Origin of the sequence: Alcaligenes sp. PF14, from assembly GCF_037150615.1 — a bacterium.
Classification (GTDB): domain Bacteria; phylum Pseudomonadota; class Gammaproteobacteria; order Burkholderiales; family Burkholderiaceae_B; genus Alcaligenes; species Alcaligenes phenolicus.
This window is the reverse complement of the sequence record NZ_JBAGRS010000002.1, coordinates 481,772-508,096: the sequence shown is the minus strand read 5'-3', so window position 1 is coordinate 508,096 and position 26,325 is coordinate 481,772. Positions and strand designations below refer to the sequence as shown.

General features: G+C 56.5%; 26 protein-coding genes. 12 read left to right on the top strand and 14 right to left on the bottom strand.

Annotated elements, in window-relative coordinates:
• Positions 1–198 precede the first annotated feature (198 nt).
• From WFM49_RS06345 to WFM49_RS06330, 4 genes are all read right to left on the bottom strand, one after another.
• Positions 199–387 carry a hypothetical protein gene (locus tag WFM49_RS06345; protein WP_009454580.1) on the bottom strand — a complete coding sequence of 63 codons (189 nt, stop codon included), beginning with the start codon at positions 385–387 and terminating at the stop codon, positions 199–201.
• The gene (locus WFM49_RS06340) at positions 380–928 is read right to left on the bottom strand and encodes a zeta toxin family protein (protein ID WP_336972363.1); all 549 of its coding nucleotides are present in this window, start codon (positions 926–928) and stop codon (positions 380–382) included. The genes WFM49_RS06345 and WFM49_RS06340 overlap by 8 nt, the downstream gene beginning before the upstream one ends.
• Before the next feature lie 197 nt (positions 929–1,125).
• A complete protein-coding gene (locus WFM49_RS06335) occupies positions 1,126–1,323 on the bottom strand; it encodes a YgaP family membrane protein (RefSeq protein ID WP_009454584.1) in 198 nt (65 codons plus the stop codon).
• Positions 1,324–1,410: 87 nt separating this feature from the next.
• Entirely contained in the window at positions 1,411–1,722 is a 312-nt protein-coding gene (locus WFM49_RS06330; RefSeq protein WP_009454586.1) for an ArsR/SmtB family transcription factor, read from the bottom strand.
• A 119-nt stretch (positions 1,723–1,841) separates the two neighbouring features.
• Here WFM49_RS06330 and WFM49_RS06325 point away from each other — a divergent pair, with 119 nt between their 5' ends.
• Together WFM49_RS06325 and WFM49_RS06320 are read left to right on the top strand one after the other, a co-directional pair.
• The gene (locus WFM49_RS06325) at positions 1,842–2,186 is read left to right on the top strand and encodes a carboxymuconolactone decarboxylase family protein (RefSeq protein ID WP_336972358.1); all 345 of its coding nucleotides are present in this window, start codon (positions 1,842–1,844) and stop codon (positions 2,184–2,186) included.
• Positions 2,187–2,207: 21 nt separating this feature from the next.
• Positions 2,208–2,582 carry a DsrE family protein gene (locus WFM49_RS06320; protein WP_336972356.1) on the top strand — a complete coding sequence of 125 codons (375 nt, stop codon included), beginning with the start codon at positions 2,208–2,210 and terminating at the stop codon, positions 2,580–2,582.
• A 114-nt stretch (positions 2,583–2,696) separates the two neighbouring features.
• On the opposite strand, the gene WFM49_RS06315 is transcribed toward WFM49_RS06320, so the two are convergent.
• From WFM49_RS06315 to WFM49_RS06270, 10 genes are all read right to left on the bottom strand, one after another.
• Positions 2,697–3,737 (bottom strand): hypothetical protein, encoded by a 1,041-nt coding sequence (locus WFM49_RS06315; RefSeq protein WP_336972354.1) that lies wholly within the window; start codon positions 3,735–3,737, stop codon positions 2,697–2,699.
• 4 nt (positions 3,738–3,741) lie between these two features.
• Positions 3,742–4,932 carry an MFS transporter gene (locus WFM49_RS06310; protein WP_254499348.1) on the bottom strand — a complete coding sequence of 397 codons (1,191 nt, stop codon included), beginning with the start codon at positions 4,930–4,932 and terminating at the stop codon, positions 3,742–3,744.
• On the bottom strand, positions 4,929–6,122 hold the full coding sequence (locus WFM49_RS06305; protein WP_336972352.1) for an acyl-CoA dehydrogenase family protein: 1,194 nt from the start codon (positions 6,120–6,122) through the stop codon (positions 4,929–4,931). Before WFM49_RS06305 ends, WFM49_RS06310 begins: the two co-directional genes overlap by 4 nt.
• Positions 6,119–7,780, bottom strand: a complete 1,662-nt coding sequence (locus WFM49_RS06300) for a class I adenylate-forming enzyme family protein (protein ID WP_336972350.1) — start codon at positions 7,778–7,780, stop codon at positions 6,119–6,121. The genes WFM49_RS06305 and WFM49_RS06300 overlap by 4 nt, the downstream gene beginning before the upstream one ends.
• On the bottom strand, positions 7,777–9,594 hold the full coding sequence (locus WFM49_RS06295) for a CoA transferase (RefSeq protein WP_336972348.1): 1,818 nt from the start codon (positions 9,592–9,594) through the stop codon (positions 7,777–7,779). The genes WFM49_RS06300 and WFM49_RS06295 overlap by 4 nt, the downstream gene beginning before the upstream one ends.
• Before the next feature lie 83 nt (positions 9,595–9,677).
• The gene (locus tag WFM49_RS06290) at positions 9,678–9,950 is read right to left on the bottom strand and encodes a MoaD/ThiS family protein (RefSeq protein WP_336972346.1); all 273 of its coding nucleotides are present in this window, start codon (positions 9,948–9,950) and stop codon (positions 9,678–9,680) included.
• 74 nt (positions 9,951–10,024) lie between these two features.
• Positions 10,025–10,432 (bottom strand): Mov34/MPN/PAD-1 family protein, encoded by a 408-nt coding sequence (locus WFM49_RS06285; RefSeq protein WP_009454601.1) that lies wholly within the window; start codon positions 10,430–10,432, stop codon positions 10,025–10,027.
• A 19-nt stretch (positions 10,433–10,451) separates the two neighbouring features.
• Positions 10,452–11,624 (bottom strand): molybdopterin-synthase adenylyltransferase MoeB, encoded by a 1,173-nt coding sequence (gene moeB, locus WFM49_RS06280; protein WP_115635215.1) that lies wholly within the window; start codon positions 11,622–11,624, stop codon positions 10,452–10,454.
• Positions 11,625–11,784: 160 nt separating this feature from the next.
• Positions 11,785–13,020, bottom strand: coding sequence for an MFS transporter (locus WFM49_RS06275; protein ID WP_009454604.1), 1,236 nt, complete (start codon positions 13,018–13,020; stop codon positions 11,785–11,787).
• 5 nt (positions 13,021–13,025) lie between these two features.
• Positions 13,026–14,060 (bottom strand): class I SAM-dependent methyltransferase, encoded by a 1,035-nt coding sequence (locus WFM49_RS06270; protein WP_035267972.1) that lies wholly within the window; start codon positions 14,058–14,060, stop codon positions 13,026–13,028.
• 175 nt (positions 14,061–14,235) lie between these two features.
• Here WFM49_RS06270 and WFM49_RS06265 point away from each other — a divergent pair, with 175 nt between their 5' ends.
• The 10 genes from WFM49_RS06265 (at position 14,236) to WFM49_RS06220 (ending at position 26,319) form a co-directional block, all read left to right on the top strand.
• Positions 14,236–15,213 carry a helix-turn-helix domain-containing protein gene (locus tag WFM49_RS06265; RefSeq protein WP_021446683.1) on the top strand — a complete coding sequence of 326 codons (978 nt, stop codon included), beginning with the start codon at positions 14,236–14,238 and terminating at the stop codon, positions 15,211–15,213.
• 315 nt (positions 15,214–15,528) lie between these two features.
• Entirely contained in the window at positions 15,529–18,696 is a 3,168-nt protein-coding gene (locus WFM49_RS06260) for a TonB-dependent receptor domain-containing protein (RefSeq protein ID WP_336972343.1), read from the top strand.
• A 63-nt stretch (positions 18,697–18,759) separates the two neighbouring features.
• Positions 18,760–19,638: a Slam-dependent surface lipoprotein gene (locus WFM49_RS06255; protein ID WP_060185905.1), complete on the top strand. Its 879-nt coding sequence runs from the start codon at positions 18,760–18,762 to the stop codon at positions 19,636–19,638.
• 118 nt (positions 19,639–19,756) lie between these two features.
• Positions 19,757–21,244 carry a surface lipoprotein assembly modifier gene (locus tag WFM49_RS06250; protein WP_336972341.1) on the top strand — a complete coding sequence of 496 codons (1,488 nt, stop codon included), beginning with the start codon at positions 19,757–19,759 and terminating at the stop codon, positions 21,242–21,244.
• A gap of 455 nt (positions 21,245–21,699) precedes the next feature.
• The gene (locus WFM49_RS06245; RefSeq protein ID WP_009454612.1) at positions 21,700–22,302 is read left to right on the top strand and encodes an ATP-dependent Clp protease proteolytic subunit; all 603 of its coding nucleotides are present in this window, start codon (positions 21,700–21,702) and stop codon (positions 22,300–22,302) included.
• A 21-nt stretch (positions 22,303–22,323) separates the two neighbouring features.
• Positions 22,324–22,944 carry a glutathione S-transferase family protein gene (locus tag WFM49_RS06240; protein WP_009454614.1) on the top strand — a complete coding sequence of 207 codons (621 nt, stop codon included), beginning with the start codon at positions 22,324–22,326 and terminating at the stop codon, positions 22,942–22,944.
• Between the two features lie 110 nt (positions 22,945–23,054).
• Positions 23,055–23,462, top strand: a complete 408-nt coding sequence (locus tag WFM49_RS06235) for an NUDIX hydrolase (protein WP_137430946.1) — start codon at positions 23,055–23,057, stop codon at positions 23,460–23,462.
• Between the two features lie 173 nt (positions 23,463–23,635).
• Positions 23,636–24,061, top strand: a complete 426-nt coding sequence (locus WFM49_RS06230; RefSeq protein ID WP_336972337.1) for a DUF2946 family protein — start codon at positions 23,636–23,638, stop codon at positions 24,059–24,061.
• Between the two features lie 51 nt (positions 24,062–24,112).
• Positions 24,113–24,649, top strand: coding sequence for a YcnI family copper-binding membrane protein (locus WFM49_RS06225; RefSeq protein WP_336972335.1), 537 nt, complete (start codon positions 24,113–24,115; stop codon positions 24,647–24,649).
• Positions 24,650–24,696: 47 nt separating this feature from the next.
• Positions 24,697–26,319, top strand: a complete 1,623-nt coding sequence (locus WFM49_RS06220; RefSeq protein WP_336972333.1) for a copper resistance CopC/CopD family protein — start codon at positions 24,697–24,699, stop codon at positions 26,317–26,319.
• The last annotated feature ends 6 nt before the right edge of the window (positions 26,320–26,325 follow it).

Below are 26,325 nucleotides of genomic sequence, written 5' to 3'. Positions count from 1 at the left end.
TCTGGCAGATTGGAGTAACTACTTAGTCTGCCAGCCTGCTTTCTGGCTGATCCCATGCGCTATACGGATATTCATGCGGCCATCTCAGGCCTGTCTACAAGACCCATCGCCCTCTTGAGCACTTCACAAAACCAGCTGTTCAGCAACAACAAAAGTACAGCGCGAGCAGGCCAGGACCGCGATCGCAGCCCAGCGTCATCAACTCTTGCAGACTTCCTGCCGCAGTTGCTCTGCCGAGAGCTTGATCATCTTGCCGTTCTCTACCAAGACCACCGAGGTATTGGTTTGCATGGCCACAAAACGTGCCGACTGCGCTGCACGCTCCAAGGCGGCCAACGAAGCCCGCAAGTCCGGGTTTTTTGCTTTGGAAATATCTTCTTTATTCATCTTTCTCTCCCCACTCCAACAGGACTGGCGCACTGCCTGCGTTATCGTACAAAACCCAATCATCCACGGTATCCCGATAATGATGCAGGAAGTTCTTCATGCCAGCCGCAAAGCGGCGACGAATGACGGGTTCAGGGATGTTATGGCCACCCTGACGTACCCGTTCTGCCACCCGCGCGATCGCCATATCCGCATCGGGCAGACTTAAAAAATACAAGCTGACGCGATAGCCCTGCGCCTGCCATTTTTCGATATGACGCACATAGCCTTGGCCAGACAAGGTTGTTTCCAGCGCGAAGCTCTCGCCCAGGCGAACCGCTTCTTTCAATTCGTCCAGCATCAAACGTCCCGCTTTGATGGCTGCGCTTTCTGGCGCAAAAGGCGACAAACCTGCAGCAATCAGATCTGCATTGATAAAACGCAGCACCTCCGCCTCGGCCGGGAGGAAAGAGCGCGCAAACGTCGTCTTGCCTGCCCCGTTCGGGCCAGCAATGATCAGAATCTTTTTGCTCTTGCCCGTGTCAGCGTTGTTGCCAGACATAAATACACCTAAACAATGTCCACATTGAACAGATTTGTATCATACATTGGCGAAAAGGCCAGCCAAGCGCCTTGCTTTGGCCGCCACGCATCCGCGAGACAAGGCGGGTTTTCAGGCGATAAAAAGGCTCCTTGAGCACAAGGAACCTTTTCAAGGAGCAGGCGGGAATGCCCCGCTACCAGGCCATAGCGACTGATCTATTGACGCTTTTTCAGCGGGCAGGTGCTCAGGCCCAGCATGGGGTACAGCGGGCAAAAACCGACCAGCCCCGTGATCAGAGGAATCAGGCCCAGCCAGCCCCACCAGCCGATGACGTTCGTGACTGCCAGCGCAATCAGCACCACACCCACAACGATACGAGCAATACGATCCAAACCACCTACATTGCTTTTCATGGCGAATCCTTTTAACAAAGAAGCAAGGGGAAAACGGGTCGGGCGATGGCCTGCAGGCGATGCGCCCCGCCCCTGATGCCATCAGGCTCAGGGACAGAAAATATCTTTCAAGGTGCCAATCAAGGTGGCGACATTCGGGTCCTCAATGCGGTAATACAGGGTTTGCGCCTCGCGCCGGTAGCTGACCAAACCTTCCTGGCGCATGCGCGCCAAATGCTGCGACAGGGCCGAGGGGCTTAGCGCCACCATCTCGTTCAGTGCTCCCACACTCATCTCGCCTTGCTGAATCAAGAGACACAGAATCACCAGGCGTTTGGGATTGCCCACCGCCTGCAACAAAGCGGCCGCTTGATCAGCGCTCTCTTGCAACAGCTCGATGTCGGATTTGCTTTGGATCATGGTTTATCCAGCTTTTCTTGCGCATTAATTTAGATAGATCTTAATTTAGCATATACTGAATTAATGCAGTCAACAATTTCAGCATTCCTTTGCTTTTGTTAATACGACAGGAGTCATGCATGAGTGAAACTAGCTACAAGCAACTGACCAAAGGCATTTCCAGCAATCTGGCGCAGCTACGTCAGACCCAAGCCGACGTGATGAAAGGGTTTGGAGATCTGGGCAAGGCCGCCATGACAGGCGGTGCCCTTGATGCCAAAACCAAAGAATTGATAGCCTTGGCAATTGGCGTAGCCACCCATTGCGAGGGCTGCATAGGCTTTCATAGCAAGGCCTTGGCGCAGATGGGAGCCAGTCTGGAAGAAGTACATGAAGCCTTGGGGGTTGCGATCTATATGGGCGGTGGTCCATCCGTGATGTACGCGGCCAATGCCGTTGCCGCATTCAATGAATTCAAGTCTTGAACCGAAACAAGGAGAATTGTGATGCCTAAACCCGCTGCTTTTGTATCGACGCTGTTCCATGCCCAGGGCAATCCCGACAAAGTAACTGTGGCCCTGACCATGGCTGTCAATGCGGTTCAGAAGGGACATAGCGCCTGCCTGATTCTGATGGCTGAAGGAGTCGCGCTGGGTGTACCCGGTGCCGCCGACCCCATCAGTATTGGCGCCCCCTTTGAACCGGCAGCAGAGCTGTTGAAGAAATATCTGGAACAAGGTGGACGCATGGCCGTGTGCAAGTCCTGCATGCTGCATAACGGCCTGAGCGCCGAGCAGATGGACCCACGCTTTGAAATCATTTCCGCGCCGGATGTGATCGACTTGCTGATGGGTGCGACCGGGTCTTTACAGATTTCCTGATACGCTGCTTCCTCAAATGCAAAGCAGGCCAAAACCATTTCTGTGTTTTGGCCTGTTTGTTATCGACACGCCATGCCCATATTCAGTAAAGCAAGCAACCGACCTGTAAGCGCATCAAGCCGAATGCGCCAGCAAAGCCTCCAGCAAAAAGAAGCTGGCGCATGCCGATTCCACCAGTTCAGTCTGCCCCGGCGCAACTTTATAAAGATGCCCCACAAAACGGCCGGTCTCAATTAACTCGGGAGTCAGCAAGGCATCCAGATACAGGCGCGATTGCTCCTGCAGCCATTCTTGTTCCGGCAGAATCTGCGACAGCTCATACATAGCCAAAGAAGCAATCGCCCAGGCCGAACGGTCTACCGGGCTTAACGGAGATTTCTGCGTCAAAAAGCCATGTGCAAACCTCCCCCAGCGCTCATGCCAATATCGACAAGCATTCAGGGCTGCTTGAGCATAGGACTTTCTGTCATACAAGCGCGTTGCGCTTGCCATTCCCAACATGGCCCAGGCCTGCCCTCGTTGCCAGGTTTCAGCGCCCTGCTCGGCCAACACATCGTTCCCGCGTAGCAAGACCGTATCGCGCCAGGCTCCGCTGCGTTTTTGCAGATAACGCAGGCAGGCATCCACATGCCATTGCCCAAACTGACGCGCCACCGGCCCACCCTGCGCATCCAGCACTAAAAGCGTAGGAGCCAGAGCATCCACATTCAACATGTGATTGCCCGCCTCCCCGCCCCCCATCCCGGAACCCAAGGGCCAGAAGCCACTGGAGGCATCAAAGCTGTTCAGCAGAGCTTGTGCAGCCTGATCGACATGGGCTTCGGCCTCTCTATCCCCATGCCAGATGCTGCCCAGGCCGGAGCCATACCAGAACACAAAGCTTCGATTGATGCTGGGCTCTTCCAGCCAGACTTGCAGCTTCTGACACCAGTTCAGCGCCTGCTCCCTATCCTGCTCCTGACCGCTGATCAAGGCGCGTCGCCACCACAAGCCCGCCCAGAAGCCCCCCAACCAGGAGCCACGTCGCGACAAGGTCCATTGCTCGGATGAGGACTGTCTGAACAAGGGAAACTGCTCCCCACATTGCTCTGCAATCTGGTCCATATTCGCAAAAATGGACTCGATGCTGGCTGATCCCAATACCTCTACAGACATTCCATCATTCCCCTTTCGCCATGCGACGAACCTGGTACAAAATCAGGCACAACAAGCTGGCGCATACCAGAATACCCATCAGGAAAGGCCAGGCAGCGGCAAAGCCTTCGGGCGAGCGCAGCAGCACACCAAACAGTGGCGGACCAAAGGCAAAGCCGCCAAAAAACCCGACGGACAACAGCCCTGCGGTACGAGCCGGCGCCCCAAAACGGGCATCCCGCAGCAACATGCTCATGGCAATGGCATTGGTGGCAACCAGGGTCAAGCCAATGGCCAACACCCCGGCTCCCAGGGGCCAGAGCCTGTCCGGTGCAGCCATCATCATCAGCAACAAGGCCACAATCGGGATGACAAACAGAATGCCCAGCAACAAGGTTTCATCCCCAAAGCGGGCAGCAATGGGCGTCAAGAGCACTCGGGACACAATCCCCATTACCCCAAAGCCACTGACCAGCATCCCTATCCAGTACGGCGACACGCCCAGTTGCTGCGCAAATACGCCCAGAAAAGTGATGAAGGACGACAGCACCAGACCCGCGCACAGCTGAATGGCCATTAACAGCCAAAGTTGTTGGCTGGGCCAGGGCAAGCGCCAGGACATGCTGCCGGCTGCGGTGCTGGCTCTGGCTGGCAAAAGCTGCAGGGCAAAGTAGGACAGGCACAGCATGGCAGGTACCCACACCACAAACGCCCCCCGCCACCCCAGTTTGTAGGCCAGGGTGGGTAGGACCAGACCGGCCAGCAAGGCCGAAGCCTGCACGCCGGACTGCTTGATACCAACCAGCCCCGCCTTGCGCTCTGCCGGTACCAACTGGGCAATGGCCTGATTGGTCACCGGGTTGGCCAAGGACTGCGCCAGGCCGCACAAGAGCAAGGCCGTCAGCACACCCCAGAAACCCGGCAACACCGCAATCAGGCTGAAGGACATGGCCACCAGCAGGAACAGCAAAAACAAACCGTGCCGATTGCCCATGCGCTGCACCAAGGCCCCCGCCCACGGCGAAAGCAAGGCAGCCAGCCCAAAAGTGCTGGTGGTCAACCAACCCAGTTGCTCGCGCGAGATGCCCAGATCCTGAATGATTTGCGGGCCCAGGACGCCGATGGCATAGAACACCATCATGGGCATGCCCATCGCCAGAGTCATCAAACTGGCCAGCATCCAGGGTGAACGACTTGCCCGTGTCGATAGCATCATGCGACTGCCTTGTTCATATCTGCCATCTCTTGAGTGGCGTAGTGGGCTTGCAGCAAGTGCTTTCCAACGGTACTGATCAAGGCGTCGTCCGCCCCATCCAGAATATGCGTGGTACGCGCTGCCCGATAGATGCCGGACAAGGGGCTCCAATCGGCCAGCCCTTCGGCCCCCATGATCTGGATGGCGGAATCTGCTGCCGCGCTGACCGCATCCGACGACGCCAGCTTGGCCACATTCACCTCCACCGCATTGGGCAAACCCGCGTCGAACTTGACAGCCGCTTCACGCAGCAAGCAACGGGCCGAGGTAATGGCCCGGTACACCTGATAGACCCGCGCCCGAACCAGTTGCTTGTCCGCCAGACGGGCCAGTTCTCCGCGCTCCGAGTGAATGCGCTCGCACATGATTTCAAAACTGCGTTGCGCCAAGCCCAGCCATTGCACGGATCGCAAAATACGCCCCAGGGCCAGACGCTTTTGCATCAGGGCAATGCCCTGCCCAGCGCTGCCCAGAACATAGTCCTCCGGCACGGTCACATTGTTGAACAGCAGCTCGTTCTGCCCCTGATAACGCCCCAGCAAGGGCAAGGGGCGCACAACTTTAAAGCCTGCCGCATCCGTGGGCACGATCACCATGGACAAGGACTCATTCACGGGGCCGTCCGCGCTGCGCGCCACCACGGTCGCAAAGCTGGCCTGTTGCGCCCGACAAATAAACCACTTGCGGCCATTCACATGCCATTGCCCGTCTTTCAGGCGAGCCTGACATTGCATGGTGGCCGGAATCGAACCAATGCTGTCCGGCTCGGACATGGCGTAGCTGGACACCGCATCCCCCTTGAGCAAGGGCGTCAGAAAGCGCTGTTTGACGCTGGCCGAGCCATGATGGCTCAACATATACGCATCCAGCGTGGCATCTGCCCCGAAAATGCCAGGGCCATATTCAGAGCGTCCTTCCTGTTCGGCCACAGGCAGGTACTCAACCAAACTGGCGATCCGACCACCACGATGCATAGGGTAGAAGCTGCCGAACAAACCCGCCTGTTGAGCGCGGCGTGTCAGATCCAGAGTCAGCTCGCGGGCCAGATTATCCCCCTGGGCCAGAATGCCCTCGTTGGGGATGATCTCGGTATCCACAAACTGCCGCAGCTTGCGGCTCAAGGCCGCGCTGGAGATGGCAAGGTGGCTCATGCTGCTATCCCCGCTGCAGTCTTGGCCCCAGAACCCAATGCAGCCGCATCGGCAGCCAAGGCGCGCTTGTCGATCTTGCCTGCAGGCGTCAGCGGCAGGCTGCGGTAAAAGCGCAGATACTCCGGCAGCTTGTTCACTTCCAGCCCCTGCTCACGCAAGAAGTCGGTAATCTCTTTCAGGGAGAAACGTGGCACGCCTTCACGCACCGTCACGCACAAGCAAATACGCTGGCCCAGATCCGCGTCGGGAACCGGCACGCAAGCCACAGTGACTACATCCGGGTGAGCCATGACCAAGCCTTCAATTTGCACCGGGCTGATGTTCGCGCCACCACGAATGATGATGTCTTTCTTGCGACCCGCCAGTACCAACTGCCCTTGGGCATTGATGTAACCCAGATCGCCCGTTTTCACCCAACCCTGTTCGTCCCGATACTGGGCATCCAATTCCGGGGCGTTCACATATTGCATGGGGCTCAAGGGACCACGAGCGGTAATTTCACCTACTTCGCCTTGCGGCACTTCGGCACCCTCATCGTCAATCAGGCGGATCTCGCACACTTGCGGATTAGGGGTCCCCACACTGCTCAAGACCACGTCGATGGGATCGTCCAGCGTGTTGTGGCAGTTCACCCCATCGGCTGAGCCGTACAGGCTGATAAAGCCGCACCCAAACGCTTCCACGCAACGGCGTACCGTAGCTTCGTCAATGACTGAACCGCCCACAATCAAGCCGCGCAAGCTGGCTTTATCGGCCTTCTCCAGCTCAGGCGCTGCCGCAATACGCTGGAACATGGTGGGCACGCCCAGAATAAAGCCGGGTTTGAAGGCATTGATGGCGGCAATCGCACTAGGCACATCAAACTTGGGCAAGACCACCAAAGAACCTCCCAACCAGCACAGCACACCGAAGGTGGCCGTAGAGCCAAATGAAGAACCCAGCGGCACCAGATACATGCCCCGGAACTCCACATCATTGGGGGAAATGCGTTGCAGGAATCGGCCACGTCCGCCCACCAGGGCATTATGCGAATAGGCCACCAGCTTGGGTTCGGACTCCGTGCCGGAGGACACCAGCAAACGCACTGGCGAATTAGGAGACACCTCGGGCAACTCGGACAAGGCCAGGGGTTCGCCCTCGAACAGGGAATCCAAAGTCATCCAGCCCGGACGCGATGGGCCTTGCACAATCAGGACACGCAAGGACAGCAGCGTAGGCCGCAAGGACTCGATCACTTCGCACAAATCAATGCCTGCATATTCATGCGGCACAATCACCGCCCGTGCATCGCAACGACGCACCAGCGACTGAATATCCAGCTTGCCCCGTCCGGGTGGGAAAGGCGCCACAATCGCCCCCAAAGCAGCGGCGGCCAGGTCAATGGCGCAGCACACCCAATGGTTGCTGAGCTGATACGCCACCACGTCGCCCGCCATAATCCCTGCACGACGCAAGCTGCCTGCCAGACGCAGAGCCGCGTCCATCAAGGCGCTATAACTGATATTGCCTTCGGGCGAGAGCACCGCCAGTTTGTCCGGATGAGCCTGAGCTTTTTCCGCAAACAGCGTAAAGACCGGCTTGTTCGGGTAGGTACCGTCCTCTATCCAGCGTTGGCGCAATGACGCAGGGACCAGATCGATGATGCCAGCGTGATTCATAAAAACCTCCAGGGAGAATTAATAGACGAATAGCCCTTGTCATGGAAATGGGACGCCAGGCGTGGATCAGCACGCAGTTGCGCCAGATTGCTATGGACGCGGCGGGCCGGTACGCCCAGCACATCCAGTTGCGTTTCCAGGCTACGGGCAGACTGGGACAGAAGACGATCCGGCAAGACCGTCCAGACGGCATCGGGCGACACATTCAACCACCCGGCCAGGGCATGCAGATGCGTTTGATCCTGACAGTCGATGACCATGAAGCCCTCGCCCGTCTGGAACACCGCCGACACGCCGGTTTTACTGATGGGAGAAACGGCCTGGGCCAGATGATCGGCCGTGGCCAGCAAAGAGCTGTCGACCCGCAAGCCCGACCCGCTCAGGCCCCGGCGCAGCAAGGCGGCACTGATACCCAGCGCGGCCATCACCCCGCCCAGCACATCCAGCACCGTAAACAACGACCCGCCCTGTGCATCCGAGGTTTGAGAAATGGTGTGAGCAATACCCGACCAAGCTTGCACCGTGAAGTCCGTCCCCGGCGCGTCCACTTGCTCCTGACCCCAACCGCCCGCATAGGCGTAGACCAGATCCGGGCGCACCGCGTGCAAGTCCTGGGCATCCAGTTGCAGCTCGGCCGCCTTGCCGGGTGCCCAGTTATGCAGAAATACATCAGACTGGCTCACCAATTCGTAAATGGCCTGGCGGCCTTGAGCCGATTTGATGTCCACTTCCTGCACCGTCTTGAATTGATTGAGCGCATCAAAGCGCACCGAGCAGCCATCCACGCACGGCGGCATGGCACGCAAGGGATCACCACCGGGCGGTTCCAGACGAATCACTTCCGCCCCCAGCAGCGCCAGCAAGTGACCGGCAATAGGCCCTTGAATCCGACGGCAGGACTCCACCACCCGCAAACCACGCAGGGGCAAATCGGCCTTGGACGGCAAGGTGCTCAATGAGCCGGGCGCGGCATGACTCTGATGCTGCCACAGACCGGCCAAGGCCGCGTAATCACTATCGCTCTGGCGTTGAGCCGGTGTACGTACCGGCAAGATGGCCATGCCGGTCTGCAAGGCCAGTTCCTGCAAACGGGCAAAGTTCAGGGCTTGCAGACTGCTTAAACATGCCGCTGGCATAGGGCACACCGCCTTGGCATAGCGCAGCAAAAACGCTTTCCAGGCCTGACCAGCCAGATCGGCCGGTACGCCCACTGCTTCCCAAAAAGCGCGCCAGGGTCGCGGGTCCAAGGTTTCCAGTTCAAAGACCACGCCGTCTTGCGAAACAAAGGGAGGCCGCAAGCCGGGATCGTAACTACCCGCCAATAACTGTTCGGGATCTTGAGCCGCCGTTGCCCCGGCCAGATACTGCCCGATACTGAGCAGGCCGCAGCCCAAGGGCGAAACCGACACCGTAGAAAAACGCCCGCCGCGCAATTGGCCCAAGGCCGCCGCCAAGGTCGCTTGCAGGGTCATGGCTGAGCTGAGCACGGCCAGATAATCCAGGCCCAGCGTGCCCGAAAGCCCACTGGAGCGTCCATGCACGGACAAGATACCGCTGGCAGCCTGCATGCTCAGCTCGCTGATCGCGGCTTGCGTCATGCCGCCCGCCTCGGTTTCCAGATGCGTGCTAATCGTTCCAAAATCAGGCGAATACAGACTGAATGCTGCTTCGTCTTGATGGCCTGCGGATTGTCCTTGTTCAGATAAACCCAGCAATCGAGCCTGACGGCTCAAGGCAGCAGGCAAGCCCGGCCAATATGGGGGCTGTGAGCCCATCTGCCAACGCAATCCGCAGCCATGTAGTAATTCAGACATAGTTCCAAACCAGAGTGATGCGCACGCCAAGCGCTGATTGCAGAAACCAGCGCTTGCACCATGAAAATCCAGACCAGATGGTCTTAGCCCCCTGCTACGGCAGGCAGTACGGTCAGGCTGTCGCCAGCACGAGTGGCGGTTTTCAGACCATCACTGAAACGGATGTCCTCTTCGTTCACGTAAATATTCACGAAACGGTGCAGGTCTTCGCCGCTCATCAGGCGCGCCTTGATGCCGGGAAACTGGCCTTCAAGATGCTCGATCACTTCGCCTACCGAAGCGCCCTGAGCCTGGACTTTCTTCTCGCCGTTCGTCAGTGGACGCAGCAAGGTCGGGATAGAGACTGAAACGGACATGCTTAAAACTCCTTTGAAATAGTGGTTTCCAACAGCCGGGACGCACGCTCCCCTTAGGGGAGCGACGCTGTTCCCTAGACAATCACGATGGTTTCTTCGGTCACACCGCCGTCGATAATCCGGAAGGATCGAACCGGCACGGTGGCCTGATCCCAGGTGGACACGATCAGGTAATGCAGTTCGGGATGGCCCGCAAAATCGATGTCATCCTTGCTCGGGAAAGCCTGGCTGGCGGTATGAGAGTGATAGATCACGCAACACTCCTGATCGTCCTCATCCAGACGGCGGTAGACCTGAAATTGCTCACGCGAATCGAACTGATAAAACACCTCCGAGGCCGCCCGGTTTTGCATGGGCAGCACACGCTCGGCCACCAGCGAACCCTCCTTGGCGGCGATCAGTCCGCATGCCTCGATGGGGTGATCCTGCTTGGCATGATTCAGAACTTGCTCCAGAGCAGAACGACGAATCTGCAAGGCCATAATGTGCTTCCTCCCGAACTTAGTAAGACGCCAATTCGGGAGCGACCTGCTCCACCCAAGCCAGCACGCCGCCTTCCAGATTGCGCACCTTGGGGGCCTTCAACTTGATCAGCTCTTCGCACACGGTCCTGGAACGCGCGCCGGAGCGGCACGAAATCACCAGATCCGCATTCGGACCAAAGGCAGCCAGAATCTCGGCGGCGACGGTGGGCGATTTGGGCATCAGAATCGCGCCAGGAATATTCACGATTTCCCATTCATTGGGATCGCGCACGTCCACCAGGACAGGGGCCTGCTCTTGGTCCAGCCGTTCTTTCAGCTCCAGCACAGTCATGACAGGCACAGGAATGGCCATGGCATCAGCCGGTGGATTCAGGCCGCAGAAAGTTTGGTAATCGCCCAGCTCGGTCACGGGCTTGCGATTGGGCAGGCGGCGGATGGGCAGTTCGCGGTAGCACATATCCAGTGCGTCATAAGCGATCAGGCGGCCGATCAAAGGATCGCCAATGCCGGTAATCAGCTTGATGGCTTCGGTGGACATGATGGAGGCAATCGAGGCGCACAAGACACCAAACACACCGCCCTGCGCGCAAGACGGAGCCAGCTCGGGCGGTGGGGGCTCGGGGTACAGGTCGCGGTAGTTCAAACCTATGCCACCGGGCGCGTTTTCCCAGAACACCGAGACCTGGCCTTCAAAGCGGAAGATCGAACCCCAGACATAGGGTTTATCGGCCAGCATGCACGCATCATTGACCAGATAGCGGGTCGCAAAGTTGTCAGTGCCGTCCAGAATCAGGTCGTAGCGCGAGAACAGCTCGACCGCCATGTCCGGTTCCAATCTGTCGGTATACGTTTCTACCTTGATATGGGGGTTGAGCTTGTGAATCGCACGCTTGGCGCTTTCCACTTTCAGCTCGTCAATGCTGTCTACGGTGTGAATGATCTGGCGCTGCAAATTGGATTCGTCCACCCGGTCAAAGTCGATGATGCCCAGTGTGCCCACCCCGGCTGCAGCCAAGTACAACAAGGTGGGCGAACCCAGGCCCCCTGCCCCGATGACCAGCACTTTGGCATTTTTGATGCGGCGCTGGCCTTCCATGCCCACATTGGGAATCAAGAGGTGACGGCTATAACGGTTAACCTCTTCGCGGCTTAAAGGCTCACCGGGCTCAACTAATGGGGGCAAGGTCATAATGACTCCTGGTTAAATACATATGAATACGAACAAGACTTATTCTCAAATATGACCGAAAATGACACAATAGCCTTTGGGTTCTAATTTCTATGCGAAACGGAGCAAAAACGATGAACGCCAGCGCAACCTGCACACGCTGGCGTTTTCAGACCCTGACTTACTGGCTACGCAGCAAAACTTCGGTGCTGGCACCGACGCTGTGGCGAACGCGCCAAGCCAGTACAAAGGCGAACAGAACACCCAAGGTGAGCACGCCCAGCATGACAACCTGACCGAAACGGTCCAGCACGATGCCGGCGACAATGGGAACGGCCATACGGGCCAAGGTGAAGATGGTCGACTGCAAACCGTAGTCCGATGCATTGCGCTGTCTACGGGTAAAGAACATGGTCAGCCCAAAAAGCAATGCCGACACAGCCCCCATGCTGGCCGCAATCAACAGGGCGCTGCTGATCAGCCACACCGGCCCCAGCTTGGCCCAGACGGAAACCATCAACAGAATCAGAGACAGCAAGGCCGCCAGCAGATAAATCGGAATGGCACGCGCGGCACCCAGAAATGACGCCAAACGTCCGCCAATCAGGCTGAACACGGCACCGGTAATGCCACCGGCAATCCCGACCGTCCAGGCCACCTCTTCCAAAGGCATGCCCTGGTCCAGCATCAAGGGTTTCAAGTAGAACCAGACAGCGCCAATAAAGGGGAAGCTGGTCAGTAGCAGGCTGGTCCACTGCCGGGCCCCTTCCTGCCCGAAGAAGCTGACCCAATCGGCAACAAAACCGGGCGGTGCCTGCTCAGTCTCAGCCGCTTGCAAACCGGCTTTGGAACGCAAAAAGACAAAGGGTAAACAACCAATCACCAGCCCCAGGCCCATCAAGGCAAACGGTGCCTGCCAACCCCAACGGGCCTGCACCAGCACCATCACCCCCGCCCCGACGATCGCGCCCAGAAACAAGGCGGCAGAACGAATACTGCCTGCACGCAACTGCTCGTCACGCGGCAGGTATTGCACCGCCAAGGCATTCAAGGGGATGTCCATCCAGGTCGCCACAATGCTGATGGCAAAGGTCAGGGCAAACAGCAGGGTCCGCTGATCAATCAGATTCTCGCGGCCTATGCCTACATACAAAGCCAACAACAAGACCGCCATCAACCACAGCCAATGCACAAAATGTCCGCCACCCAGGCGGACACGCTGTACCGGCATGGCCAGCACCAGCTTGAAAATGGCGGGCAAGGCCGCCAGCTGGAACAAGCCTATCTCGGTGCCGGACCAGCCATGCTGTCGCATCACCAGGGGCATACCCAGCATCAGGTAAATACTGGGGACGGCCAGCACCAGATTCATCCAGCCAAACAGCAGTTGCGCCCCCCATGCTTTCCACGTCTTCATTCTCATCACCCTTTGCACGCCTTGCGCGCAATCAATGCAGTGACGGGCGCAACCGGAAAGCGCACCTCATCAAACTGCTGAACATCATCAAATCCGGCTTGTTCCAGCAACTGGGCCAACTGCCCTTCCGGCAGCACATGGCGGCCTTGCATGCGCATATGCAGGTAGTAATGCAAAATCCGTTTGGCCTTGCTGACCTCGGTATGCACTTCGGCGTGACAGCACACCAGCACTCCACCGGGGCGCAGCGCGCGATACAGACGGGCCAGCAAAGCAGGAATATCCGGTACAAAATGCAGCACGGAAGAGCACCAGATCAGGTCATAATCCGCCCCGAAATCGTCCACCAGCAGATCACCGGCCAAGGTGCTGACACGGGCCTCCAGACCCGCATCAAGAATTTTTTGCTGAGCGACAGCAGCCGCCGCTTTGTACTCGAACACCACGGCATTCAAGTCCTGCTGCTGTTGCGCCAAGGCGATGGCTACCAGTCCTGGCCCACCGCCCAAATCCAGCAAACGTTGCGCCTGCCAGAACTCCGGCACGGCTCCAAAAATTTCACAGGCCACCTCGGCCGTCACCGCCGTTTGTTCCTGGGCAATTTGTGAACGTGCCGCCGCTGCCCAGCCTTGCTGAATCAATGCCGGATCCGCTGGAGGCGATTTGCCATTACGCAGCAGCTCATCGAGCTGATTGCCCACCTGACGCAAGACGCCATGCCGAAACAGCAAGGCATCGCCACAATATTGCGCCGAACCCGGATTCAGATAACGCGCCGTTTGCGGCAGGCTGCGATAGCGTCGCGGACAGGTCCACTGACACTCCAGCAGCTCCAGACTCCACAGCAACTCCAGCAGGTAGGCGGTGTTGTCGGCGTCCCACTTGAGCACAAGCGCAAGTTCCTCCGCAGCGATAAACTGATCCAGATGCGCAAACACGCCATACCCCAAAGCCAGGTTCAAGGCATCTGCACTTAAACCCGCCAATTGCGCGTCCCAACAGGCTTGCAGAGCATGCGACTCCAGCAATTGCTCCGACAAAACGACTTCTCCTAGCGATCGATCCAGCACTGTTTTTTACCTCCGTGAATTTCACAATGGCCCTTCCCTCTGCCATCACAGCTAGAAATGATATATATTTAATGAGAATTATTTGCATTAAGATCTATGCTGAACGGAGCAATTCATATGCGAGGCGCTTTTAGCAGGAGAAATGATGAACACGCGCAAATTTGGCTATCGCTTAACCACGGATGAACCCAGGTCATGCCGCGCTCTGAGCGATGGCCGAGTCCGGCTGCAACTACCCGAAGAACTGGGCCACTGCTATTCCGAATGCGTGGAACTGGAACAAGGGTTCTTGTTGGGCCGCTTGCACTATCACCCCAGCCGATCGCTGGTTGAAGAGAGCAACGGCCCGCACGCGGGCCGTGTCATTGTGGTGACGGTGGGTCTGCAAGGACAGTCGGCCTATCAGGGTCGGGAGAGCTCAGATCTGCTGTTCAAGGCAGGCCATACCACGGTGACGGCTTTTCGATCCCTGCGGGGGGAACGCCACTATCAAGAGGACCAATCCGTATCGCAATTACGGCTGGTCATCAGCGAGGCGGCCTTGAACAAATACGTGGGCCCGGAACGCGCCACCCAGTTGATGGATTGCGTGGGACTGCACCGTCTGTCCTTTCATGCCAGCAGCCAGGCCACCATGGCCCATGCGGCGGCACTGGCACGCTATATGCAGCCGTGCACCCCGGAGCAGCCCATTCATCACCACAGGCTGAACCTGCAAATCCATGCACTCAGCTTGCTGGCCGAGCAGTTCAATCGCCTGGCCCCACCCGACGCCCCCAACAGCGCCCCGCTGTCGGTGGATGATATTCAACGGGTCGAGCGAGCACGCGATTTGCTCAGCTCGCAACTGGACCAGCAAATCACGGTGGAGTATCTGGCCACGACGGTAGGCATTAACGAGCACAAACTTAAAGAAGGTTTTCGCTATCTGTACGACAACACGCCCATCGGCCTGCTGCTTGAACTGCGTATGCGCAAAGCCTATACCTTGCTGGAGTCCGGCCAACAAGTGGCCCAGGCCGCCTGGCAAGTCGGCTACAAATACCCCAATAATTTTTCCGTCGCCTTTACGCGCTACTTTGGCCGCTCGCCCAAATCCATTTTTGGCAACAAGCGCGCCTAAACCTTTGTATTTCCGCTGTTTTCGGCCTCTGCATTCATAGAGGCCCCCCTTCTTTCGGGCCGCCCCCTGCGGCCCTCTCTCTGAAAAGTTCCCCTTCTGCTTTGACAAATTCCTGCAATTGCAGCGGATTTCCGGTCCTGCATAGGAATTGCTCCGTCCTGCATATCAATCTAAGTGATAACTATTCTCATTAATGTGAATAATATCCCCGTGCCTTTCCTCACCTTTTGAGACAAGGGGTGAGCCTGGCCAGCAAACGGGAAGTATTTCCCCACGACAGATTGTTATTTTTCGCACGGAGCCCTGGTTCGTTTTATGTCCGCTACCCTTTCACCCTACACAAAAAAACACGCGCTCAAGCCGCTGGTGTATGCCTTGATTCTGGCCTCCTGGGCCGGGCAGACACAGGCCCAAAGCGTGGGCAGCGCCCCACCCTCCTCCCGTCAGGACGAGAGCCAGGAAGACACGGACAGAGCCACTCGTCTGGACACTATTACCGTCGTACGTGAAACCCGCGATGAGGCGGGTAAAACCGATGTATTCGAGAAAGACGTCTCCAATGTGTACGCCGGCAAGGAAGAGATCGAGCTGTACAAGGGCAGCTCCGTGGGGGATTTGTTCAAGGGCCTGAACGGTGTGTATGCGGGGGACTCGCGCAATAGCGGCGCGCTGGACCCGAACATTCGCGGTATCCAGGGTGAAGGCCGTATTCCCCTGACGATTGACGGCACGGAACAGGCAACATCAGTCTGGCTGGGACCGGCCGGGGTGGCCAACCGCAACTATGTTGATCCCAATATGATCAGCAGCATTCTGGTGGAAAAAGGCGTGTCGGCAACGTCGGGAGCCAGCGGGATTGGCGGATCGGTGCAGATCCGCACGCTGCAGGTGGAGGATATTGTCAAACCGGGCGAGAGCTTCGGGATCGAGTTGAAGGCGGAGACAGCGACGAATTCGACCAAGCCGAATGAGCGTTCGTTCGGAGTGTTCGGTAAAGACTATAGAGACATCCCTGGCGCAGTATTTGATAAAGGTGGTACTAACGGCGTCATTCTGCCGGGATCCGTTTCGCCAGAGCGTATGCCTAAAGAAGGCAATGGCGGCAAGAACTTCAACTTCGAAGACCACTCTTACCGCCTGGCAATTGCAACCAAGCAAGAGAACTTTGACCTGCTGGCTGCATACAGCTACCGCAGTCGCGGCAACTATTACAGCGGTAAAAAGGGTAGCGAGAAATACGAGTACGACTCGTGGCAGGAAGATGCCAAGAACGATAAAAGGCCGGGCTTCTCATCCCCAAGCATCAGCTACATCGCCAAATATTTCCGCCCCGGTGAAGAGGTCCTGAACACATCCAGCGAACTGGAAACCACCCTGCTCAAGGGAACGCTGCGCTTACCTCACGATCAAGCCATTGATATGAGCTACATGCGCAGCAACCATACCTTTGGCGAGAGTGTGCCTTGGAACGTGGTCTGGGCCGTGCATGCGCTGGATGGTCAGGGCGAGAAAAAGATTCTGCAAAACGAGAACCCCTATAGCAAGGTCAAACAAGACACCTGGAATCTGAACTACTCCTGGAACCCCGAAGGTAACCGTTTCATCAACTTGAAAGCCGGCGCCTGGATTACCCAAAGTGACAGTGCTCGCCATCAGAACGGTGACGTTATCTATGGCACTCAAGGCGACGGGTGGAATGGTCGGGATCACGCGTGGGATGACTATACGGATTGCCACGTCCTTGGCAGAGATCTACCCATGTGTGCCAACGTGCCTACGACTCCACCCGATAAAGAATCCAATGCGGATGGTCGTTTCAACATTGTGCCTCGCGCCTTGCAAATTACCGATCACCGTCGCACAGGTTTGAACCTGAGCAATGAAATGACTTTGCACTCCACCCTGGACTTGAGCTTGCAAGCGGACTTTACGCGCGAAAAACTCAAACAGCATGACGCTTCGGAAAACCTCACGCACCTGACTGAACTGAACTGGGGCGTAAACCATATGGGGCCGCGTTCGGGCACCCGCCAACAATGGAACTTTGGTTTTAATTTTGATTGGCGCCCGATCGACTGGTTGCAAGTGAATGCTGGCGCTCGTTACAGCGACTATTGGTCGTATGACGACAAGCTGGCCGAGATGCGTAGCCAGCAGCATAAGGATTGGGCTATTAGGCCCGCTCTGAAGGGCTACAACTATCAAGTACAGCGTTTGATGACGGATCAAGAGGCAAACGCGTATGAGAACAAGATTATTCAAAGCTTGACGCCAGCCTATGAAAAATACAAAGAAGACTGGCAAACCTGGTATGACTTTGACCCCAGTTTTGTTGATGGCCCCCTCTTAACCCCTGAGGAGTTTATGGGTGACCAACTGCAACGAGGGAAAGTCAACGGGTATCGCTACACAGACGAATCAGTTTTTGTGCCATCTGGCCAATCACATGCCGGCTTTACTGCAAACAACCCCTTCACGAATGGCGAAATCGATACAAGTGAGAAGGTCACCGATGCCCAGGGCCAAAAAGGCACAGTGGATAAATATATTGCATCGAATGCCAACCGAAAGCCAGTTTATCAAGATGAGTCTGAAATACCGAATAAATGGGAAGAGCCCAAAAAGCAAAAAGATCACGCTTGGGTTCCCCATATTGGGCTGACTGCTTTCGTCACAGACGATATCCGTATCTATGCGCGGTACAACGAGTTTGTCCGCTTTCCTAGCCTGTTTGAGTCCTCCATGGCAATGGCTGGCAGCAGCAAAAGCTCCACAGGTGTCGCAGTTAGCCCGGAGCATGCCTACAACTGGGAAATTGGTTATGCCCACAACCTGAGCGGCTACTTTCCCAGCCTGGACTATGCAGACGTCAGGATCAATTACTTCAATAACCGCATCAAAGACTATATAGACCGGGATTGGGACTTCAATGTCGTGCAATTTGCCGAGAAAAAAATGTCCGGCATTGAACTGCAAGCTCGGGTGGATAGTGGCAAATACTTTGCCAACTTTGGTGGCACGTACCGCCTGAAACAACAACTGTGCGACCACGACTACGCACAAACTTTTAATCCCATTCCTGGAGCGTCAGGTGGTCGCAACGTCCCTGGCTGCGTAGATGGTGGCTTCCCTCGCACCTTTGCCAGAACCAGTCTGCAACCCCAGTACTCACTGAATCTGGATGTAGGTGCTCGTCTCCTGGAAAAGAAGCTATTGCTGGGTGCACGCGCCGTTTATCACAGTGCCGCCAAGAACAAAGACGAGGGTGCCTTTGGAGCTATGGGCTGGGCCTATAACCGAGCCAACTACTGGAACCCGATCCTGGTCTTTGATGCCTACGCCAGCTATCAGGTGCAGAAGAACCTGAATGTAGACGTGGCGATCAGCAATCTCACCAATCAGTACTACCTGGATCCCATGGCCCGCACCTCTATTCCGGCCCCTGGGCGAACAGTGCGCATCGGTATGACAGCACGTTTTTAAGTTAATCAGTTTTTTGGTCGTTTTCGTAAAAACGCCCTTTTTCTTCACTTAATGGAGTTCGTAATGAAAGCAAGTCTGAATGTACAAAAACTGGCTATTGTTTCGGCTTTCCTGCTGGCCTCCGCCAGCAGCTTCGCCGCCCCCGTTGCAGGTGGCGCTTCCAAAGGTTTTGTCGTTGCTGACAAACCCTCCACGATGATGGCTATCGGCGAAGCAGGCATCTCCATGCCCGGCACCGATCCTTACACTGCGAACCCAGCCGATCAGTCGGGTGTGGTCAGCTTCAAGAGCGGTCCCATTTGGCAAACAAACCAGGTGTTAAGCAATGCAGACGGCCATGGTTACATTGAAATGCCTGCTGGCACGAAAATCTCTGAAACTTGGCGTCACACGATTAGCAGCGGTACTGGTGCCGGCACTCAAATCTACGCTTATCGTCAAATGAACGACCCCCTGACTGGCTACCCACACTTCGGCGGTGAGGTCGTGGCAAAAGTTTCTGGTCAAGAAGTGTATTTTGGTGAATGGGCTCCGCGCGTCGCCAACCCTAGCCAAGGCAGCAGCACCAACTTGAACATGAACAGCGCAGACCGCACAGTGTTCTACACAGGCGAAAACCCAACCACTGCCATGCCTGCTCTGGTCAATGCTGAATACAACGTTGTAGCTGTACGTAAATACAATCCAGGCACTCAAGGTGGTGTATTTAGCGGCGTTTTGACAGCTAACTATGGCGGCGGTAGCGGTACATTGGCTGGCTCTGTCGGTGGTGTGAACTTCAACGGCACCTCCATTGCTTCCAATGGCCAATTTGCACAAGACTTTAGTGACTCCTCGAAAATTCGAGGCCAATTCTACGGTTCCCAAGCAGAAGCCTTGGCAGGTATTTACTACAACCCAGCCAACGGTGCCAAAGACATGGCCTTCGGCGGTGCCCGCTAATAACGGGTAGCTGACAACACGCTAGTGTTGCCATAAGAAAAAGGGGATCGACAAGCTCGATCCCCTTTCTCTCCGGACCCTGCGTCCATCTCCCCTTTTTCTTGCAAGGTTTTCATTCATGCATGGGCGAGCCCTTCCCCTTTTGTGCCTGCTGCTGGCCATGGCATCCAGCGCGGTGCAAGCCAACGACGACGATACGCGCCGACTTCTGAATCAAATCGACCGCAATCTGAACGAACGCGAACGCTCCCATTTAGTGGAAGAAACCCCGCCTGATGTGGACCCATCGGCCCTGATCACCATCAACGGCACAACTTATAGCGTCGATGCCACACTGACCGATCTGGAACCGGCCATTTATGTCGCCATCAATCTGCAACAGTGGGCCAAGGTGGATCAGTTTGTAGAAAAATATCAGGAGCTGCCCGGCCACAACCCTGCCCTGGTGCTGATGGCTCAAGGAGTGGTGGCCCGTAGCAAGGACAATCACAGCCTGGCGATCAGCAAGCTGCGCCAGGCTCAGGAAAGCGATCCCACTATGATGCGCGCCAAGCTGGAGCTGGCCCGCGTACTGTTCGAGGACTATCAATCCAGCGAAGCCAAGGAGCTGTTCAGCCAGATTTCCTCTGCCGGTATTCCTGATGAAGTACGGCCCGTAATTGAAGGCTTCCAGGGTGCCTTGCAGGACCGCAATGCCTGGCACGGTTCCGCCTCGATTGGCTTGGGCTACAACAGCAATATCAACAAAGAAAACGGCCAGCAAGACACCTTCTTTACCTGCTATTTCTTTGGGTGCTTTCCGTCAGTGCGCAAGATGCCGGACCCGGTCAAATCCACCGCCATGGTCTACGACCTGACCTTGAACCGGCGTTTCCAGCTAAGCGGCAACCACAACTTACTACTGCGCGGCCTGAGCTACGGCAATCTTTACGACAAGCATAAGGAAGCCGAGCCCAAGGACATTTATTACAGCGACAACACCAGCATTATTTACGCGGGCTACAACTATCAGGACGCTAAAAACGATCTGTCGATTACGCCCTTGTTCGAGAACAATTACACCAACCGTCGCACCAGCTATCAGTCCTGGGGCGGGCGCGTGGACTGGAAGCACAATCTGAGCGACAGGCTACAAGTAGGCGTGAATGCCCAGCACAAGAGCCTGTCCTACAAAGGCGATTTACGGCAGTACTTTGAAGGCGTCAAAGAGAACCAGATAGGCTTGTACGGCTCGTATCTGATCGATGCAAAAACCGTGGTCTACGGGGGCCTGAATTACACCCGTAATCTGCAGTCTCAGCAAACCGCGCAAAGCCGCAGCTATGTGGCAAACCTGGGAATTTACAGGGCCTTTGATGCGGGTTTCAATATCAACGCCACGGCACTATACCGGCAGACCCGACACGATGCCGAGGACTTGTTCCTGGGCGGGCTGCGCAAGGACCGTCAGCAGATTTATATCTTGAACGTCGGCATGCCGCGCTTTGCGTTCAAAGGCATTACGCCCAATTTGTATGTGAAACACACTTTCAACAACAGCAATATCGACTGGGCTTTCAAATACAAGCAAACCGAAGTCGCGCTGAAGCTGGAAAAGCGTTTTTAAGCAAGGACTTCTTCGACCTCGGCGGCTGATCGGGTGCCGTCCCTTTTTAGCATCAAGCGCCTGAAGCGACAGGTATCTTTTTTAGTGACAGGGAGCGTCGTGCCACTGTTGAAGGAAGCGTTTTCAATGAGGTATCGGGGTTCTGTGGCAGGTCTCAAGGCCCAGCGGCAGCGTGTAGATCAGCCCTTCCCGTGATGCTGCTCCAGGAGACAGGACGATAAGGTCTTATTCCCTGGATCAAACACTTAACAAGCATGAGACTATGATGAACTTGCGGGGCAGACCGCCCTGCATTTGCTTTGTCTGCTTGCGTTGCGCCCTATTGCGCCCCCAGCGCGGACAAAAAAAACCACAAAAATTGCCAAGTGAAAGCCCGGTTGACCATCAGTCGGGATATAGTCGAGCAATCGATTTTCCTTAGCAGACAGAATACTTATCCCTTGGAGTCTTTCCCCATGCTTGGCCAAGAAAAAGAAACCCGCTCTGATACCAGCCCTCAAGACAGCGCCTTTCTGGAAGAAAAAGCCTTCCGCGCCCGTACTGTGCTGGTCTTTGGCACCATCACGGATAAGCTCGCCTCGGAAACCGTGCGCAAGCTGCTGGCGCTGGATGCCGAATCCACCGCCCCTATCACCATGATCGTGTCCTCGCCGGGTGGTCACCTGGAATCGGGCGATGCCATCCATGATGTGGTGCGCTTCATTTCCTCGCCCGTCACCATGGTGGGTACCGGCTGGGTGGGCAGTGCTGCTACCCACCTGTTCCTGGGTGCCGCCCGCGAGCGTCGTGTGTGCCTGCCTCAAACCCGTTTTCTGATTCACCAACCCAGCGGTGGCGCCGGTGGTCAGGCCAGCGATATGGCCATTCAAGCCCAGGAAATCATGAAAGCGCGTGAACGTATCGCCCAGGTAATTGCCCGTGAAACCGGCCAGCCTATCGAGCGTGTGCGTGACGATATCGAGCGCGACAAATGGATGAGTGCCGAGGAAGCCATTGAATATGGCCTGATCTCACGCATTATCGAACGCCGTGACGAACTGCTGCCTGCCAGCAAGTAATGACCATTTGAGGGCCCCATCATGCTGACTATTCTTGGCAGAGAATCCTCCATCAATGTGCGCAAAGTCATGTGGACCTGCGCGGAGCTGAATCTGGAATTTGAGCGGCAGGATTGGGGCATAGGCTTCAAGGACGTCAACACGGACGAATTCCGTGCGCTGAACCCCAACGCCAAAATCCCCGTCCTGCTGGATGGGGAACGTGTGCTGTGGGAATCCCATACCATTGTGCGTTATCTGGCCAACCGCCAGGCACCGACGGCCTTGTATCCGCAAGATGCCTGGCAAAGAGCCAAGGTGGATCAGTGGCTGGACTGGCAGGCCTCCGAGCTGAACCCGACCTGGACATATGCGTTCTGGAGTTTGGTGCGTCAATCGCCCAAGCATCAGGACGCCGCACAGGTTCAGGCATCCTTGGCTGCCTGGACCCAGGTAATGGGAATTTTGGAAAGACACTTGGCGCAGACCCAGGCCTATGCCGCCGGAACGGAATTCACCCTGGCCGATATCATTCTGGGCCTGTCCATTCACCGCTGGCTGAATACGCCGTTTGATCGCCCGGTACTCAAGGCAGTCGAAGACTACTACCACCGCCTGGCCGCGCGGCCTGCCTTTATAAAGCAATGTGCCGGTTTCCCCTAAGCGGTACTTTGCCTTAGCTGACCAAAGCCGCCCACTATGTTCGCGGCTTTTTTATGTGTCATTGACGCTCGAGGCCACTTGACGCCCTTTTAAAAACTAGAGATGTAGACATGGACGAAACCATACGAGTTGGCTGCGGTGCAGTCATTATGCAAAACGACAAAATCCTGCTGCTCAAGCGTGTGCGTGCACCAGAAGCTGAGCACTGGGGGATACCGGGCGGCAAAGTGGACTGGCTGGAAACCCTGGAGCAAGCCGTTACACGGGAGATTATGGAAGAAGTGGGTTTGCGTCTGGAGACTCTGGAGCTACTGGTCAATGTGAACCAGATTGATGCCGACAAGGGCGAGCACTGGGTGGCGCCAGTTTATTTGGTCAAATCCTTCACCGGCCAGGCCGTGGTGCAGGAGCCTGAGAAGCACAGCGGCATGGACTGGTTTACATTGGATCAACTGCCAGAACCCTTGACGGTGGCGACCCAGGTGGCGGTGGCTGCAATCAAGAAACGTAGGGAGTGAAACTGCCAAGTCAGAAGCAGCACTGATACCAAGGTGGGCGGCAGGATCAGGAGCAAAGGCAAAGATAAACCAGCCAGATCAAGATCAAGATCAAGATCCACGTGTAGTTTGGTGCCAGATAACTGGCGAATGCCTCATCAGTCGGCCCCCACTTTTGTAATATACTTTTCCGCATGCGCGCCCTGGGTCCCCGTTTCGTTTCCCGCGAAATCCGAGTTTGGCAACTTCTGTTTTGCCTGGCTCTGCTGGCCTACGTCTGTCGCGCCATCGTCCCGGCAGGCTACATGCCTACCCGCTCAGGACAAGACAATGGCTTTGCCATTACCTTCTGTACGGCTGGCAATGCTGCCAATACGCTCTGGATTGATCTGGTCGGCCAGGATGGCCAGGCGGATTCCGATACGCATCACAATCAACAGGACTGCCCCTTTGGTATCGCGGCCTCCCCCGCCTTGTTGCCGACCCTGGATGCGCCTGTTCTGATCAGCCTGATCAGGTACCGGCCGGTTTTGTTAGCCCAGAGCAATCAAACCCTGCCACCGCTGCCTGCACAAGGCCCTCCTTTAGGTTCACGCGCCCCGCCTTTATTCCTCGCTTGATATGTTCCCGTCCTTTGACGGTTTCTCTTTTTTATCTAGCCGAGGTTTTCAATGTCGATTTCTTCCACGTATTTCCGTGCCACTCTGGGCATGGCTGCCGTGCTGTTCGCCTCTTCCGCTGTGGCACACGTTTCCCTGCAAACCAAGCAAGCCCCGGTGGGCAGCAGCTACAAGGCGGTTCTGTCTGTACCGCATGGCTGCAAAGGCTCTGCCACCACCAAAATCCGTGTCCGTATTCCTGAAGGTGTGGTCGGTATCAAACCACAACCCAAAGCAGGCTGGACGCTGGAAACAGTAAAAGGTGACTACAAGCAGGCTTACACGCGTTGGGGTGCCAAGGTCAGTTCCGGTGTTCAGGAAGTGGTCTGGGCTGGCGGCCCTTTGCAGGACGAGCACTATGACGAGTTCGTGTTCATCAGCTACCTGGCCGATGAGCTCAAGCCCAATAGCACGCTCTACTTCCCGGTTGTTCAGGAATGCGAACAAGGCGTGGAGCGCTGGATTGATCAAGCAGCTCCGGGCACCAAGGAAGCGGCTGACCATTCCGACGCCCCTGCTCCTGCGCTGCAACTCTTGCCCAAGCCTTAAACACCCAGGCGGCTGATGCCTTTGGGCATCAGCCTGAAGGAGATCTTATGCAAACGCAGACCCTGCGTCGGCAGGCAGCTTGCCACCCACTGCTCGTGCTACTGCTTGCCTTGCCGTTGCTGGCCTGGGCGCCGGTGCTGTATGCCCATGCCTCCTTGGTCGCCAGCAAACCCGATAGCGGCACGGTGCTGGCCCAGGCTCCCAGTACAGCCAGCCTGAGCTTCAATGAGACCGTATCGCCCTTGCTGATGAAGTTGATTCGTCCCGATGGTTCCTCCAAGGAGCTGGAGGACGTTCTGACACAAGACCAGCGACTGGAACTGGCCTTGCCGCCCATGGAAACCGAAGGCACGTATGGGCTGAGCTGGCGGGTTATTTCTGCTGACGGTCATCCCGTAGGCGGAACGCTGACGTTTTCCATTGGAGCGCCCAGCTCAAATCTGGTGGACAGCACCCACAGCAATCCCCTCAGAAATGGACTGATCTGGCTTGCCCGACTTCTGGGCTATGTGGGCCTGTTTACGGGGATAGCTTGGGTGGTCTACCGCGCCCTGGCTCCAGCATCAAACAACACATCAGCGAGTCAAGCTCATATCGCGCCACGCATGCTGACTTTAGGGGCCGTCGCCTTATTGCTGAACCTGGGCTTGGTGGGTGTCGATGCCCTGGACTTGCCTCTGTCCGCCCTGTTCGGCACGGCCGCCTGGCAAACGGCTGCATCGACCTCCATGGGCCTGGCGGTGCTGCTGGGCTGGCTAGCTCTGGCCTGTGCCGCCTTATCCTGGAAAGCGACACACTCCGCTAGCCAGAAATGGCTGGCTGCTTTGGCGCTGATTCTTCTGGGAGCTTCCCTGGCGTCCAGCGGACATGCCAGCACAGCAGATCCCGTCTGGCTATCTCGGCCCAGTGTCTGGCTGCATGTCGTGGCGCTGACACTGTGGATTGGTTCCTTCCTGCCTTTGGTTTATGCACTTCAGCATGCTCAGGACTCCCGCTTGCTGACGCTGTTCTCGCGCTGGATTCCCGCTGTCCTGCTGGTTCTGGTCCTGAGCGGAGCCGCGCTGATCTACGTGCAATTCGATCAGCTCGCTTCGCTCTGGGAAAGCCAATATGGACAAGTGCTCAGTGCCAAGCTGATTCTGGTCCTGCTCTTGCTGGGTTTGGGAGCCTACAACCGCTATCGTCTGACTCAAGCCGTCTTGCAACAGCGTAGCGATGCCCGACAGGCTCTGCGACGTGTGGTTCGTCTGGAATATGTGTTGGCGGTGCTGATCCTGGCCGTGGCCGCATTATGGCGCTTCACCCCGCCCCCGCGCGCCCTGGCCCAACTAGTTCCACCCAGCGTTTCCAGCCATATTCATACCGAAGCCGGTATGGCAGATCTGTTGTACATCCCGGCCTCCACCCAGCACCCAGCCATTCTGACCGTCTCTTTATACGAGCCGGATTTCAGTCCTCTGAAGGCTCAAGAAGTGGAGGTGATTTTCAGCAACCCGCAAGCCGGGGTGGAGTCCATTACCTTTCCGGCGGAACTCACGCGGCAGGATCAATGGGAAGTGAGTAATGTCGAGCTGCCGCATCTGGCCAGCTGGAATATTCGTATCCAGGTGCTGATTTCAGACTTTGAACGCATACACCTGGATAGCACGCTGGATTTGCAAGCCAACTAAAGCGCA